This is a genomic window from Kitasatospora sp. NPDC058406, from assembly GCF_042722765.1.
In the GTDB taxonomy this organism is placed as follows: domain Bacteria; phylum Actinomycetota; class Actinomycetes; order Streptomycetales; family Streptomycetaceae; genus Kitasatospora.
The window spans coordinates 1-14,499 of record NZ_JBHXKE010000057.1 but is presented as its reverse complement, the minus strand read 5'-3'; the positions used below and the strand labels follow the sequence as shown (position 1 = coordinate 14,499).

General features: G+C 73.4%; 11 protein-coding genes and 1 pseudogene. 8 read left to right on the top strand and 4 right to left on the bottom strand.

Annotated features, from left to right (window positions below; genetic code table 11):
• Positions 1-28: 28 nt before the first annotated feature.
• The 3 genes from ACFWOG_RS13840 (at position 29) to hutI (ending at position 3,895) form a co-directional block, all read left to right on the top strand.
• Complete coding sequence (locus tag ACFWOG_RS13840; protein WP_329882791.1) at positions 29-1,228, top strand: allantoate amidohydrolase; 1,200 nt, start codon at positions 29-31, stop codon at positions 1,226-1,228.
• On the top strand, positions 1,219-2,568 hold the full coding sequence (locus ACFWOG_RS13835; RefSeq protein WP_380358048.1) for a formimidoylglutamate deiminase: 1,350 nt from the start codon (positions 1,219-1,221) through the stop codon (positions 2,566-2,568). Before ACFWOG_RS13840 ends, ACFWOG_RS13835 begins: the two co-directional genes overlap by 10 nt.
• Before the next feature lie 157 nt (positions 2,569-2,725).
• Positions 2,726-3,895, top strand: a complete 1,170-nt coding sequence (gene hutI / locus ACFWOG_RS13830) for an imidazolonepropionase (RefSeq protein ID WP_329950731.1) — start codon at positions 2,726-2,728, stop codon at positions 3,893-3,895.
• A 122-nt stretch (positions 3,896-4,017) separates the two neighbouring features.
• On the opposite strand, the gene ACFWOG_RS13825 is transcribed toward hutI, so the two are convergent.
• On the bottom strand, positions 4,018-6,126 hold the full coding sequence (locus ACFWOG_RS13825; RefSeq protein WP_380358045.1) for a prolyl oligopeptidase family serine peptidase: 2,109 nt from the start codon (positions 6,124-6,126) through the stop codon (positions 4,018-4,020).
• A 133-nt stretch (positions 6,127-6,259) separates the two neighbouring features.
• Positions 6,260-7,768: a peptide MFS transporter gene (locus ACFWOG_RS13820; protein ID WP_380358042.1), complete on the bottom strand. Its 1,509-nt coding sequence runs from the start codon at positions 7,766-7,768 to the stop codon at positions 6,260-6,262.
• 330 nt (positions 7,769-8,098) lie between these two features.
• Here ACFWOG_RS13820 and ACFWOG_RS13815 point away from each other — a divergent pair, with 330 nt between their 5' ends.
• Positions 8,099-8,773 (top strand): response regulator transcription factor, encoded by a 675-nt coding sequence (locus tag ACFWOG_RS13815; RefSeq protein WP_030300686.1) that lies wholly within the window; start codon positions 8,099-8,101, stop codon positions 8,771-8,773.
• Positions 8,774-8,844: 71 nt separating this feature from the next.
• Positions 8,845-10,092: an ATP-binding protein gene (locus tag ACFWOG_RS13810; protein ID WP_329882734.1), complete on the top strand. Its 1,248-nt coding sequence runs from the start codon at positions 8,845-8,847 to the stop codon at positions 10,090-10,092.
• Positions 10,093-10,155: 63 nt separating this feature from the next.
• Here ACFWOG_RS13810 and ACFWOG_RS13805 read toward each other — a convergent pair.
• Both ACFWOG_RS13805 and ACFWOG_RS13800 read right to left on the bottom strand, forming a co-directional pair.
• Positions 10,156-10,440: pseudogene (locus tag ACFWOG_RS13805) on the bottom strand (ester cyclase); the annotation flags it as partial.
• 184 nt (positions 10,441-10,624) lie between these two features.
• A complete protein-coding gene (locus tag ACFWOG_RS13800; RefSeq protein WP_380358039.1) occupies positions 10,625-11,230 on the bottom strand; it encodes a GtrA family protein in 606 nt (201 codons plus the stop codon).
• Between the two features lie 241 nt (positions 11,231-11,471).
• Here ACFWOG_RS13800 and ACFWOG_RS13795 point away from each other — a divergent pair, with 241 nt between their 5' ends.
• The 3 genes from ACFWOG_RS13795 to ACFWOG_RS13785 are packed head-to-tail and all read left to right on the top strand — an operon-like array spanning position 11,472 to position 14,415.
• Positions 11,472-12,629: a 5-(carboxyamino)imidazole ribonucleotide synthase gene (locus ACFWOG_RS13795; RefSeq protein WP_329882736.1), complete on the top strand. Its 1,158-nt coding sequence runs from the start codon at positions 11,472-11,474 to the stop codon at positions 12,627-12,629.
• Positions 12,626-13,159: a 5-(carboxyamino)imidazole ribonucleotide mutase gene (gene purE, locus ACFWOG_RS13790; protein WP_329882737.1), complete on the top strand. Its 534-nt coding sequence runs from the start codon at positions 12,626-12,628 to the stop codon at positions 13,157-13,159. Before ACFWOG_RS13795 ends, purE begins: the two co-directional genes overlap by 4 nt.
• Positions 13,160-13,182: 23 nt before the next feature.
• The gene (locus ACFWOG_RS13785) at positions 13,183-14,415 is read left to right on the top strand and encodes a dipeptidase (protein ID WP_329882738.1); all 1,233 of its coding nucleotides are present in this window, start codon (positions 13,183-13,185) and stop codon (positions 14,413-14,415) included.
• Positions 14,416-14,499 lie beyond the last annotated feature (84 nt).

Here is a 14,499-nt window from a genome sequence, read left to right as displayed (position 1 = left end):
CGAGCCCGGCTCCGACAGCTTCGAGCGGATGTGGGCGGAGCTGCTCCCCGTGGGCCGCTCCGCCTCCTCCGGCGGCTACCGCCGGTTCGCCTGGAACTCCGCCGACGCCGAGTGCCGCGCCTGGTTCGAGCAGCAGGCCCGCAGCCGCGGCCTGACCTACGAGCTGGACCGCAACGGCAACCAGTGGGCCTGGCTCGGCGACCCGGCCGGGGAGGGCGCGGTCGTCACCGGCTCGCACCTGGACTCCGTCCCGGACGGCGGCGCCTTCGACGGCCCGCTCGGCGTGGTCTCCTCCTTCGCCGCGCTGGACGAACTGCGCTCGCGGGGCGCCGGGTTCACCCGGCCGCTGGCGATCGTCAACTTCGGCGACGAGGAGGGCGCCCGGTTCGGCGTGGCCTGCATCGGCTCCCGGCTCACCGCCGGGGTGCTGGACCGCGAGGCCGCCCACGAGCTGCGCGACGCGGACGGCGTCCGGCTGCCCGACGCGATGGAGCGCGCCGGCTACGACCCGACCGCGATCGGCGCGGACTCCGACCGGCTGGCCCGGATCGGCGCCTTCGTCGAACTCCACGTCGAGCAGGGCCGCTACCTCGACGAGGACCGGCCGGTCGGAGTGGCCTCGGCGATCTGGCCGCACGGCCGCTGGCGGTTCGACTTCCACGGCGAGGCCAACCACGCCGGGACCACCCGGATCGAGGACCGCCGCGACCCGATGCTCACCTACGCCAACACCGTGCTCGCCGCACGGAAGAAGGCGAAGCTCGCCGACGCGCTCGCCACGTTCGGCAAGGTCGCCGTCGAGCCCAACGGCACCAACGCGATCGCCTCCCTGGTCCGCGGCTGGCTGGACTCCCGGGCCGCCGACGAGGCCACGCTGGCCGCGCTCGTCGAGGAGATCGGACGGGCGGCGTACGAGCGGGGCGAGCGCGACGGCGTCCGGGTCGAGCTGACCCGCGAGTCCTACACCCCGGTGGTGGACTTCGACGGCCCGCTGCGCGACCGCCTCGCGCAGGTCCTCGGCAAGCGCGGACCGGGCGCCGTCCCGGTGCTGCCCACCGGTGCGGGACACGACGCCGGGATCCTGGCATCGGCCGTCCCGACCGCCATGCTGTTCGTGCGGAACCCGAGCGGCGTCTCCCACTCCCCGGCCGAGCACGCCGAGACGGCCGACTGCCTGGCCGGCGTGGCCGCCCTCGCCGACGTACTGGAGGACCTGGCGTGTCAGTGACCTACTGGGCGCGGTACGCCTGGCTGCCGCACGCCAACGGGCCGGTGGTCGAGCAGGACGTGCTGATCAGCACCGGCGCCGGCGGCAAGATCGCCCGGGTGCAGCCGGACAGCGGCCCCTGCCCGCCCGGCGCCGTCCGGCTCGACGGTCTGCTGCTGCCCGGCCAGGCCAACGCCCACTCGCACGCCTTCCACCGGGCGCTGCGCGGGCACGTCCAGGTCGGCTCCGGGACCTTCTGGACCTGGCGCGACACCATGTACCGGTTCGCCGGTGCGCTCGATCCGGACAGCTACCTGGCGCTCGCCACCGCCGTCTACGCCGAGATGGCGCTCGCCGGGATCACCGCCGTCGGTGAGTTCCACTACCTCCACCACGCGCCCGGCGGCGCCCGCTACGACGACCCCAACGCGATGGGCGAGGCGCTCATCGAGGCCGCCGCCCGGGCCGGCATCCGGATCACCCTGCTCGACACCTGCTACCTGTCGTCCGGCTTCGGCGCCGAACCGACCAAGCCGCAGCTCCGGTTCGGTGACGGCGACGCCGGGGCCTGGGCCGCCCGGGCCGACGGGCTGAAGGCCCGCGAGCACGCCCGGATCGGGGCCGCGATCCACTCGGTGCGGGCGGTCCCCGCGGAGCAGCTCGGCACCGTCGCGCGCTGGGCGGCGGAGCGCGAGGCCCCGCTGCACGTCCACCTCTCCGAGCAGACCGCCGAGAACGACGCCTGCCTCGCCGCGCACGGTGTCACCCCGACCCGGCTGCTCGCCGACCACGGCGCGCTCGGGCCGCGCACCTCGGCCGTGCACGCCACCCACCTCACCGAGGAGGACGTCAAGCTGCTCACCGACTCCTCCACCACCGTCTGCATGTGCCCCACCACCGAGCGGGACCTCGCGGACGGCATCGGCCCGGCCCGGACCCTCGCCTCCGGCGGCTGCCCGGTCACCCTCGGCAGCGACAGCCACGCCGTCATCGACCCGTTCGAGGAGGCCCGCGCGCTGGAGCTGAACGAGCGGCTGCGGACCCGTACCCGGGGCCACTGGACGGCGAACTCGCTGCTGCGGGCGGGGACGGAGGACGGGCACGCCTCGCTCGGCTGGCCGGAGGCCGGGCGGATCGAGGCCGGTGCGTTCGCCGACTTCACGGTGATCGCGTTGGACTCGGTGCGGACCGCGGGGCCGGCGTTCCGGCTCGGTGCCGAGATCGCCGTCTTCGCCGCCTCGGCGGCCGACGTGCGGCACGTGGTGGTCGGCGGGCGGCACGTGGTCAAGGACGGCGTGCACCAGCTGGTGCCGGACGTGCCGGGTGCGCTGCACACCTCGATCACCGCGCTGAACTGCTGAGCCGCTGAACTGCTGAGCCGCTGAGCCGTTGGACCGCCGAGCCGACGACCGGGAGTCCTCTCCCGGTCGTCGCCTCCTTGTCGACGCCGGTGGAGCGGGCCGCTTCGGCCCGCTCCCCGGCCCCGTTCCCGAAAGGCACGACGTGAGCACCCCGAGCATCCCGAGCACGCTGATCACCGGCATCGGAAGCCTGGTCACCAACGACCCCGCGCACGGGACCGGGCCGCTCGGCCTGCTCACCGACGCGGCCGTGGTGATCGACGGCGCGACCGTCGCCTGGGTCGGTCCGGCCGCAGAGGCGCCCGCCGCCGACGAGCGCTTCGACGCGGCGGGGCGCGCCCTGCTGCCCGGCTACGTCGACTCGCACGCCCACCTGGTCTTCGCCGGCGACCGCACCGCCGAGTTCAACGCCCGGATGTCCGGCCAGTCCTACACCGCCGGTGGCATCCGCACCACGGTCGCCGCCACCCGGGCCGCCGCCGACGCCGAACTCGACGCCAACCTGGCCCGGCTGGTGCGGGAGGCCCTGCGGCAGGGCACCACGACGGTCGAGTGCAAGTCCGGGTACGGGCTGACCGTCGCCGACGAGGCCCGGGCGCTGCGGATCGCCTCCTCGTACACGCCGGAGACCACCTACCTGGGCGCGCACGTGGTCGCCCCCGAGTACGCGGAGGACCCGGCCGGGTACGTCGACCTGGTCACCGGGCCGATGCTGGACGCCTGCGCGCCGTACGCCCGCTGGGTGGACGTGTTCTGCGAGAAGGGCGCCTTCGACGGCGACCAGGCCCGGGCGATCCTGACCGCCGGCATCGAGCGGGGGCTCACCCCCCGGGTGCACGCCAACCAGCTCACCTACGGGCCGGGCGTGCAGCTGGCCGTCGAGCTGGGGGCGGCCTCCGCCGACCACTGCACCCACCTCACCGACGAGGACGTGGCCGCGCTGGCCGGCTCGGCGACGGTCGCCACGCTGCTGCCGGGCGCCGAGTTCTCCACCCGGGCCGTCTACCCGGACGCGCGCCGGCTGCTGGACGCGGGGGCGGTGGTGGCGCTCTCCACCGACTGCAACCCCGGTTCCAGCTTCACCAGTTCGATGGCCTTCTGCATCGCGGTGGCGGTGCGGGAGATGGGCATGACGCCGGACGAGGCGGTCTGGGCCGCGACGGCGGGCGGTGCGCGGGCGCTGAGGCGGTCGGACGTGGGCACGGTGCGGGTGGGGGCCCGGGCCGACCTCCAGCTGCTGGAGGCACCCTCTCCCGTGCACCTGGCGTACCGTCCGGGCGTGCCGCTGACGGCGGCGGTCTGGCGGGCGGGCGTCCGGGAGGTCTGACGGGCCGCCCGAGAGCCCTCCCGACGGGCGGCCGGGCGGGGGAGGGGCCGGTGCTCACGCGCCGGCCCCTCCGGCGTGTCCGGGGCCTGCCGCCGTTCGGGTCCGCTGCCCGGGCCTGCCGCTCAGGCCCGCTTCAACGACCGCTTCAGGAAGTCCAACTGGTGGTGGAGCAGGTTCTCCGACACCGTCTCGTCGCTCGGCGAGTGGGCCGTGCCGCCGAGCGGGAGGACTTCGTGCGGGCGCCCGGCGGCCAGGAGCGCGGCGGAGAGGCGCAGGGTGTGGGCGGGGAGCACGTTGTCGTCGGCGAGGCCGTGGATCAGCAGCAGGGGGCGGCGCAGTCCGGGGGCGTCGGGGAGGAGCGAGCAGGCGTCGTACCGGTCGGGGTGCTCGTCCGGGTGGCCGAGGAATCGTTCCTTCCAGTGGGTGTCGTAGAGCCGGTGGTCGGTCGGGGCCGCCCCGGCGACGGCGGCGTGGAAGACGTCGGGGCGGCGCAGGACGGCGAGTGCGGCGAGGAAGCCGCCGTAGGACCAGCCGCGGATGCCGACCCGGTCGAGGTCGAGCAGACCGGGGCGGGCGCCGGCGGCCTCGTGGAGCGCCTCGACCTGGTCGTCGAGGGCGGGGGTGGCGACGTCGGCGAAGACGCTCTTCTCCCAGCGCGGGCCGCGTCCGGGGGTGCCGCGGCCGTCGACGACCAGCACGGCGTAGCCCTGGTCGGCGAACCACTGGGAGACCAGGTCGGGCCACCCGCCGCCGGCCGAGACCTTGGTGCCGGCCGGTCCGCCGTACGGATCGAGCAGGACGGGCAGCGGCCCGTCCGCGGGGCGGTGGCCGGCGGGCAGGAAGAGCGCGGCGCGCAGTTCGCGCGGGCCGAGCCGGAGCAGTTCGGGCCGCGCGGTGAGGACCGGGGTCTGTGCGCGGGAGGCGATCGTGAGGGCGGGGTGCCCGTCCCGGCGGACGGTGGTGACCGGGCCAGGGGTGCCGGGCGTGCGCGCGGTGTGGACCAGCGTGCCGGCCCGCCGTACGCCGGTGTGCGCGCCGGCTTCGTCGCTGAGCGGGAGGGCGCCCGTGGCGGGGCTCCAGACCCAGAGGTGGGACTCCACCGGCTCCTCGGAGGCGGTGAGGAGCACCTCGTCGCCGTCGACGCCGAGGACCGCGTGCAACTGCCGGCCGGGCGGGGTGACGGGCCGCCCGTCCACGGTGAGGTGCCGGGTGTCGCCGATGTCGGCGGCGTCGATCAGGCGGCCGGAGGCGGTGCGCACGGGCAGGCCGGGGACGAGTTCGACCCAGTGCTCGTCGTGCCGCTCGGCGAGGACCTGGGTGGACCCGTCGGCCGGGTCGATCGCGAGGGTGCGCACCGTCCGCTGGTCGCGGCTCTGGACGGCGGCGAACGGGCCGTGGCCGTCCCAGCCCGCGGCGGTCAGGTACTCGGAGGCGGCGCCGTCCCGGGGGACGTCGGTGCGGGAGCCGTCGATGCCGAGCAGCAGGAGCGAGACGTCCGCGTTGGCGGTGCCGGCCAGCGGGTAGCGGATCGTGCGCGGGGGACTCGCCGGGTCGGACGGGTCGGCGAGGTGCAGGCGGCGCAGCGGGCGCTCGTCGACCCGCGCGACCAGCAGTCGGGTGCCGTCCGGGGACCACCAGTGGGCCCGGCTGCGGTGCATGGACTCGGCGGCGACGTGTTCGGCGACGCCGTACCCGACCTCGGGGTGCTCGGGTTCGGCGAGCGCGCGGTCGCCGGTGCCGTCGGCCTCGACGACCCGCAGGGCGCCGGCGCGGACGTAGGCGATCCGGCGGCCGGTGGGGTCGGGGCGCGGGTCGTACACCCCTCCGCCGGTGGGGACGGGCCGGACCTCGCGGGTCCCGGTGTCGGCGAGCCAGAGGGTGCCGCCGAGGGCGAAGGCGGCGAGCCGGCCGGCGGTGTCGGTGGCGTACGCGGTGATGCCGCCGGTCAGGACGCGGGCGCGTTCGCGGCGGACGCGTTCGGCGTCGGGCAGGTCGCTCTCGTCGACGCCGAGCGCGGCGGGGTCGGCGAGCAGGTGTTCCTCGCCGCTGCCGGTGTCGAGCGTCCAGAGGCAGGAGACCGGGTCGTCGCCGGAGCGGCTGCGCAGGAAGAGGACGGTCCGGCCGTCGGCGGAGATCGTCGGCCGGGCGGGTGCGCCGAGCGTGAAGCGCCGGGTGCGCGCGAGCTGGCGGGGGAGGGTCGGCGGGCGTTCGTGTACGGGGCCATGGGTCATGGTCGGCACACTGACACGCCGGTGCCGGTCCGGTCACCCGGGGCCGTCGGGAACGGCGACCGGGGCCGGCACGGAGCTCGGGACTCCGCGCCGGCCCCGGAGGCAGACGGTCAGGCGGTGCGGCCGGGCGTCGTCAGTGGACGTCGCCCATCAGCCGGACGACCTTCCTGCGGTACATCGCGAGGGCCACGCCGGCGATGATCGCCATGCCGCCCTGGACCGCGAAGTACCAGGTGGATCCGACCACCCCGTCGCCGAGGACGAGCTGGAAGATGGCGGCGACGCAGTCGCCCGCGGTGACCGCGAGGAACCAGACGCCCATCATCTGGCTGGCGTACTTGGCCGGGGCCAGCTTGGTGGTGACGGAGAGGCCCACCGGGGAGAGGGTGAGCTCGCCGACGGTCTGGATCAGGTAGACCATCGCCAGCCAGAGCGGGGTGACCTTGGCCCCGCCGGAGGCGGCGGCCATCGCCAGCATCATGACCATGAACGAGGCGCCGATCATGAGCAGGCCGAAGGCGAACTTCATGGTGGTGCTGGGGTTCTTGGCCTTGCGGGACAGCAGGACCCAGAGCCAGGCGAAGACCGGGGCCAGCGCCATGATGTACAGCGGGTTGAGCGACTGGAACCAGCTGGACGGGAAGTCGAAGCCGAACAGGGTCGACGAGGTGTTGTCCTGGGCGAAGATGTTCAGCGTCGAGCCGGACTGGTCGTAGATCATCCAGAAGACGGCGGCGGCGACGAAGAACCAGATGTAGCCGCTCATCCGGGACTGCTCGGTCTCGTCGAGGTCCTTGTCCCGCTTCACCTTGGCGAAGACGAAGACCGGGAGCGCGATGCCCGCGATCGACAGCGGCCAGATCGCCCAGTTGATGGTGAAGTGGCCGGTCAGCGCGACGACCGCGTAGAAGACGGCGGCCACCGCCAGCCAGAGGCCGGCCTTCTTGAAGATGGCGCTCTTCTCGGCGGGCGAGATCGGCGAGGTCACCACGTCGCTCTTGGCGCTCAGGTGGCGGGTGCCGAGCAGGAACTGGGTGAGGCCCAGGGCCATGCCGACGCCGGCGAGGGCGAAGCCGAGGTGCCAGTCGACCTCCTGGCCGATGGTGCCGATGATCAGCGGGGCGGCGAAGGCACCGAGGTTGATGCCCATGTAGAAGATGGTGAAGCCGCCGTCACGACGCGGGTCGTTGGGACCGTCGTAGAGGTGGCCGACCATCGTCGAGATGTTGGCCTTGAGCAGGCCGGAGCCGACCGCGATGAACGCGAGGCCGGCGAAGAACGACACGCTCGCCGGAAGGGCCAGCATGAAGTGGCCGATCATGATGATCGAGCCACCGAGGGCGACGGTCTTCCGGGCGCCGAGGAAGCGGTCGGCGATCCAGCCGCCCGGGAGAGCCAGCAGGTAGACCATGGCCGTGTACACGCTGTAGACGGCGCTCGCGACGGCGAGCTTCATGCCGAGGCCGCCGTCGGTGACGGAGGCGGTCATGTAGAGCACCAGCAGGGCACGCATGCCGTAGTAGCTGAAGCGCTCCCACATCTCGCTCATGAAGAGCGTGGCGAGGCCCCGGGGGTGCCCGAGGAAGGTCTTGCCGCTGGGAGAGGCCGGCTGTACGCCGGACTCCAGGGTCGTAGACGCCATGTGTAGTGGGTTCCTTGCCTGACAGCGTCCGCCAAGGGGGGTGGCGGCGGACGTGGACGGAACCACTCTACGTGGCGATATTTGGCGTCATCAGCTGACAAAACACGGCAATTAGGTATGCCGATAGCAAAGTCGGCGACAGATTCGCTGGATCTATCCATGGTAGAGCAGCCTTAATTCCTTCAGTTGCAAGATCCAAGAGCAGATTCTTCGCCGAACGACCGGGCCGGGCGTGTCGGTTGAGGCTTGATCGCACTCCGTATAACGATCACGCACTGTGAACTACCTCACGGCCGCAACGGCCGTACCCGGGCGGACTACCATCACCACATGACCTGTGTGCTGCTCGCCGAGGACGACCCGGCGATCTCCGAACCGCTCGCCCGGGCCCTGCGCCGCGAGGGCTACGAGGTGCTCGTCCGGGAGGACGGCCCCTCCGCGCTCGCCGCCGGACTCGGCGAGGAGGTCGACCTCGTCGTCCTCGACCTCGGCCTGCCCGAGATGGACGGGCTGGAGGTCTGCCGCCGGCTGCGTGCCGACGGCCGCAGCTGCCCCGTCCTGGTGCTCACCGCCCGCGCCGACGAGGTCGACACGGTGGTCGGCCTGGATGCCGGCGCCGACGACTACGTCACCAAGCCGTTCCGCCTCGCCGAACTGCTCGCGCGGGTCCGCGCCCTGCTCCGGCGCGGCAACGTCGACCAGCTGACCACCGGGGCGCACGGGGTCAAGATCGACATCGAGTCGCACCGCGCCTGGCTCGGCGAGGAGGAGCTCACCCTCTCCGCCAAGGAGTTCGAGCTGCTGCGGGTCCTGGTGCGCGACGCCGGCCGGGTGGTCACCCGGGAGGAGATCATGCGCCAGGTCTGGGACACCACCTGGTGGACCTCCACCAAGACCCTCGACATGCACATCTCCTGGCTGCGCAAGAAGCTCGGCGACGACGCCGCGAACCCCCGCTACATCGCCACCGTGCGCGGCGTCGGCTTCCGCTTCGAGAAGAACTAGGGCCCGGGGGGCGCGATGCCCCGGCACCCGGGCAGGCACCACCACTTCGCACCACCACGGGGAGCGCCAGCGTGAAACGCCGGATGATCAACTCGCTGCTCGGCGTCGTCCTCGTGGTGGTCGTGGTGTTCTGCGTCCCGCTCGCCCTGGTGGAGAAGCGCACCATCGTCAGCTCCGCCCAGGACCGGGTGGACGCGGCCGCCGTCCGGGTGCTCTCCCTGGTGGAGAACCGGCTGGCGGCCAACGAGCCGGTCACCGGCGACAAGTTCGCCAACCAGGTCTCCGAGGGCCAGTACGTCGAGGTGGACATCCCCGGCCAGTCGACCGTCTCCAGCGGACACCGGCCCGACGGGAACCACCTGCTCAAGGCGGTCGAGCGGGGCGTCAGCGGCGAGACCGTCACCGTCGAGCAGTCCCGGGCCGCCGTCGACCACGAGATCGCCAACATGCTGCTGCTGCTCGGCGTGGTCGCGCTGCTCGCCGTCCAGGCCGCCGTCGCCCTCGCCGTCTGGCAGGCCAAACGGCTCGCCCGCCCCCTCACCGACCTCGCCGAGACCGCCGAACGGCTCGGCTCCGGCGACCCGCGCCCGCGCGATCGCCGCTACGGCGTGCCCGAACTCGACCGGGTCGCGGAGGTCCTCGACGTCAGCGCCGAACGGATCGCCCGGATGCTCACCGCCGAACGCCGCCTCGCCGCCGACGCCTCCCACCAGCTGCGCACCCCGCTGACCGCACTCTCCATGCGGCTGGAGGAGATCACCGCGCTCGCCGAGGACCCGGACACCGTCAAGGAGGAGGCCACCATCGCCCTCCAGCAGGTCGAGCGGCTCACCGACGTCGTCCAGCGGCTGCTCACCACCCAGCGCGACCCGCGCAGCCCCACCGCCGTGGCCTTCGACCTCGACGACGTCGTCAAGCAGCAGGTGGAGGAGTGGGGCGCGTCGCTGCGCGGCACCGGACGGGTGCTCCAGGTCGAGGGCCTGCACGGGGTGACCGTGGTCGGTACCCCCGGCACGGTCGCCCAGGTGCTGGCCACCCTCATCGAGAACTCGCTGATGCACGGCGCCGGGACGATCACCCTGCGGGTCCGGCCGTCCGGGACGTCGGCGGTGGTCGAGGTGCAGGACGAGGGCCCCGGGGTGCCCGCCGAACTGGGCAACCGGGTCTTCGAACGCGCGGTCAGCGGCCGCAACTCGACCGGGATCGGGCTGGCCGTCGCCCGTGACCTCGCGGAGGCCGACGGCGGCCGGCTGGAGCTGCTCTCGCTGCGGCCCGCGGTGTTCGCACTCTTCCTCGGCCGCAGCCGGCGCGACGTCTAGGCCCGGACGGGGCCTGGCGGGCGGCGGCGGCGACCCGGGGAACGGGGCGGGTCAGAACCGGGCCTCCCGGACCACGTCGAGATCGGTGAACGCGGGCGGCTCGTCGCAGAGCGCGACCATCTCGCGGAAGATCCGGTCCGTCTCCGGCAGCCGGGAGTTGCGCATCGCGTCCTCGTACGACGCGAACTCGACGATCTCCACGACGTGCCGGGGGTCCGACCGGTCGGTGGCCAGCACCGCGTGGTCGACCGTCCGCCGGCCCTCGGTCTGCTCGGCCCAGCGGTCCAGCAGACCGTTGAGCTCGTCCACCCTGTCGGTCCTGCAGTCGATGATCTGGACGAACGCCATGACGAGCCTCCTGGGTTCCCCCTCGGACTCGATCGTTCGCCGGCCGTGCTCGCCCTCGGTCACCACTCTCCTCTTGCCGGAGCGGGCGGGGCAAGCGGAGGAGCGGCACCCGGGCGGAGGAGCGGGACCCGGGCGGGCGAGACGCGGGCGGGCGAGCGGGACCCGGGCGGGCCGGGTGTGGCCGCTACTCGGCCTTGGCGTACCGGATCTCCTGGGCGGCCAGCATCAGCTCGGCCTGGGCGACCACACCGGCCGCCGGAGCCGTCCCGGCGACGGTCTCGGCCAGCGCCTCGGCCAGGGGCGCGGGCACGGTCCCGGGCGCGGCCGACGGCGCGGTCGTCGACTCGGGGACGGCCTTGAACACCCAGGTCCGGTACGAGACGAAGCGGAACACCGTGCCCAGCGCGAGGCCGGCCACCTTGGCGGCCAGCTGCTCGAAGTGCGAGGAGAACCCGAGCACGTACACCGTGATGCCGAGCACCCCGGTCTCGATCAGCATGCCGGCGCCGCTGAACACCAGGAAGAGCGTGATCTCGCGCTTGCGCGAGGCGGCGTCGCGGTCCCGGTACAGCCAGTAGCGGTAGCCCAGGTAGTTGGTGGCGATCGCGACCAGCGTGGCGGCGATGTTGGAGCGCAGCGAGGCGAGGTGCAGGCCGTTGAGGCAGACCCAGAAGACGACGAAGTTGACCACCACGCCGCTGAGGCCGACGAGGCCGAACTTCACCACCTCGCCCGACATGCCGCGCAGTTTCTGCGCCAGTGAGGGGTTCGACGCCGTGGTCGTCGCCATACCGGGCTGCCTCCATGTGCCTGCGGACGAAAGGGGCCCGGCGCGTGAACGCGGTCGGCCCCTTGAGCCCTGCGTGCACGCACATGATCGGATCACGCGTACCAGGACCTGGCCGTCCAGGCTACCCGGTTCCGCCGATCGGCTCAGCCCCTCCGTACGGTATCGAAGGGCCCCGAACCGTAGACGCCCCGACTGCCGGAGCGGTTCCACACCCTCCGACCGGCCCGGATATCCTGGCGGGGTGACTTCTCCGGGCAATGCGAATTTTCCAGTGGTCGGCATGATCGGAGGCGGGCAGCTGGCCCGCATGGCGCACCAGGCGGGTATCCCGCTCGGGATCCGGTTCAAGCTCCTCGCCGACACCCCCCAGGACTCGGCCGCGCAGGTCGTCTCCGACACCGTCCTCGGTGACTACCGCGACCTCGACACCCTGCGCCGCTTCGCGGCCGGCTGCGACGTGATCACCTTCGACCACGAGCACGTGCCGACCGAGCACCTGCGGGCCCTGCAGGCCGACGGCATCGCCGTCCGGCCGGGCCCGGAGGCGCTGGTCAACGCCCAGGACAAGGGCGTGATGCGGGCGACGCTCGACTCCATCGGCGTGCCCTGCCCGCGGCACCGGCTCGTCGCCGACCCGGCCGACGTGACCGCGTTCGCGGCGGAGGGCGCCGGCTACCCGGTCGTCCTGAAGACCGTGCGCGGCGGCTACGACGGCAAGGGGGTCTGGGTCGTCGACGACGAGACGGAGGCCGCGGCCCCGTTCCGGGCCGGCGTCCCGGTGCTCGCCGAGGAGAAGGTCGACTTCGTCCGCGAGCTGGCCGCCAACGTGGTCCGCTCGCCCAGCGGCCAGGCGGTCGCCTACCCGGTGGTGGAGAGCGTCCAGGAGAACGGCGTCTGCGCCGAGGTCACCGCCCCCGCGCCCGACCTCGACCCGGCCCTGTCCGACGAGGCCCAGCAGCTGGCCCTGCGGATCGCCGGCGAGCTGGACATCACCGGCCACCTGGCGGTCGAGCTGTTCCAGACCCGGGACGGCAGGATCCTGGTCAACGAGCTGGCCATGCGCCCGCACAACTCCGGCCACTGGACCCAGGACGGCGCGGTCACGTCGCAGTTCGAGAACCACCTGCGGGCCGTCCTCGACCTGCCGCTCGGCGACCCCCGCCCGCGCGCCCGGTGGACCGTGATGGTCAACGTCCTCGGCGGCGACTACCCGGACATGTACCACGCCTTCCTGCACTGCATGGCCCGCGATCCCGGCCTGCGGATCCACATGTACGGCAAGGACGTGAAGCCCGGCCGCAAGGTCGGCCACGTCAACGTCTTCGGGGACGACCTCGACGACGTCCGTGAGCGCGCCCGTCACGCGGCCGCCTACCTGCGAGGAACGATCACCGAATGACCTCCCCCACCGCGCCCCTGATCGGCATCGTCATGGGCTCCGACTCCGACTGGCCCGTGATGGAGGCCGCCGCCCAGGCCCTCGACGAGTTCGAGATCCCCTACGAGGTCGACGTCGTCTCGGCGCACCGGATGCCCCGCGAGATGGTGGCGTACGGCGAGAGCGCCCACGGGCGCGGGCTGAAGGCGATCATCGCCGGGGCCGGCGGCGCCGCCCACCTGCCGGGCATGCTCGCCTCCGTCACCCCGCTGCCGGTGATCGGCGTGCCGGTGCCGCTGCGCTACCTGGACGGCATGGACAGCCTGCTGTCGATCGTGCAGATGCCGGCCGGCGTGCCGGTGGCCACCGTCTCGGTGGCGGGCGCGCGCAACGCGGGCCTGCTGGCGGTGCGGATGCTGGCCGCGTTCGACTCGGAGCTGGCCGAGAAGATGACGGACTTCCAGGCCGAGCTGAACAACCAGGCGACCGAGAAGGGCCGGAAGCTTCGGGCCAAGGTGGCGGGTTCCCCCTCCTTCGGCTTTGGGAAGTAGGCAAATCGGATACAACAGCTCGTATGACCTCTGAGCTGCTGGATCCCTCCGCCTCCACCGCCTCCCCGGCCCTGCTGGAGCGCGCCGGAGCCGTCCTCCGCGACACCCCCGTGGTCGACGGTCACAACGACCTCCCGTGGGCGATGCGCGAGCAGGTCGGCTACGACCTCGACGCGCTCGACCTGGCGGCCGACCAGAGCGCCCGTCTGCACACCGACCTCGCCCGCCTCACCGCGGGCGGGGTCGGCGCGCAGTTCTGGTCCGTCTACGTCCCCTCCCGGCTCGCCGGGGACCACGCCGTCAGCGCGACCCTGGAGCAGATCGACTTCGTCCACGCCCTGGTCGACCGCTTCCCCGACCGGCTGCGGCTCGCCGTCACCGCCGACGACCTCGAAGCCGCGCGCGCCGAGGGCCGGATCGCCTCCCTGATGGGCGCCGAGGGCGGCCACTCCATCGACTGCTCGCTCGCCACCCTGCGCGCGCTGTACGCGCTCGGCGTCCGGTACCTGACGCTCACCCACAACGACAACACCCCGTGGGCCGACTCGGCCACCGACAAGGCGGTCGCCGGCGGCCTCACCGCCTTCGGCGAGGAGGTCGTCCGGGAGATGAACCGGCTCGGCATGCTGGTCGACCTCTCGCACGTCTCCGCCGACACCATGCGCGACGCCCTGCGGGTCGCCGAGGCGCCGGTGATCTTCTCGCACTCCTCCGCCCGCGGGGTCTGCGACCACCCGCGCAACATCCCGGACGACGTGCTCGGTCTGCTCCCCGGCAACGGCGGCGTGGCGATGGCCACCTTCGTGCCGAAGTTCATCCTGCCCGCCGCCATCGACTGGACCCTCGCCGCCGACGAGAACATGGTCGCCCACGGCTTCGACCACCTCGACACGACGCCCGCGGGCATGGCCTGCCAGCGTGCGTTCGAGGAGACCTACCCGCGTCCGATCGCCACCGCGTCCACCGTCGCCGACCACCTCGACCACATGCGCGAGGTCGCCGGCATCGACCACATCGGCATCGGCGGCGACTTCGACGGCACCGCCTTCCTCCCGTCCGGCCTCGACGACGTCGCCGGCTACCCGAACCTGATCGCCGAGCTCCTGCGCCGCGGCTGGTCGGAGACCGACCTCGGGAAGCTGACCTGGCACAACGCGGTCCGCGTCCTGCGCGACGCCGAGGCCGCCGGTGCCCGGCTGCGCGCGGCCGGCCGGACGCCGTCGATCGCCACCATCGGGCAGCTCGACGGCTCCTGACCCCGCGCCGGGCCCGGGCACGTGCCCGGGAGCCGGGTCCTGGCGGGTCCGCCCGCCGGGCCCGGCTCCCGGGCGTCCGCGAGC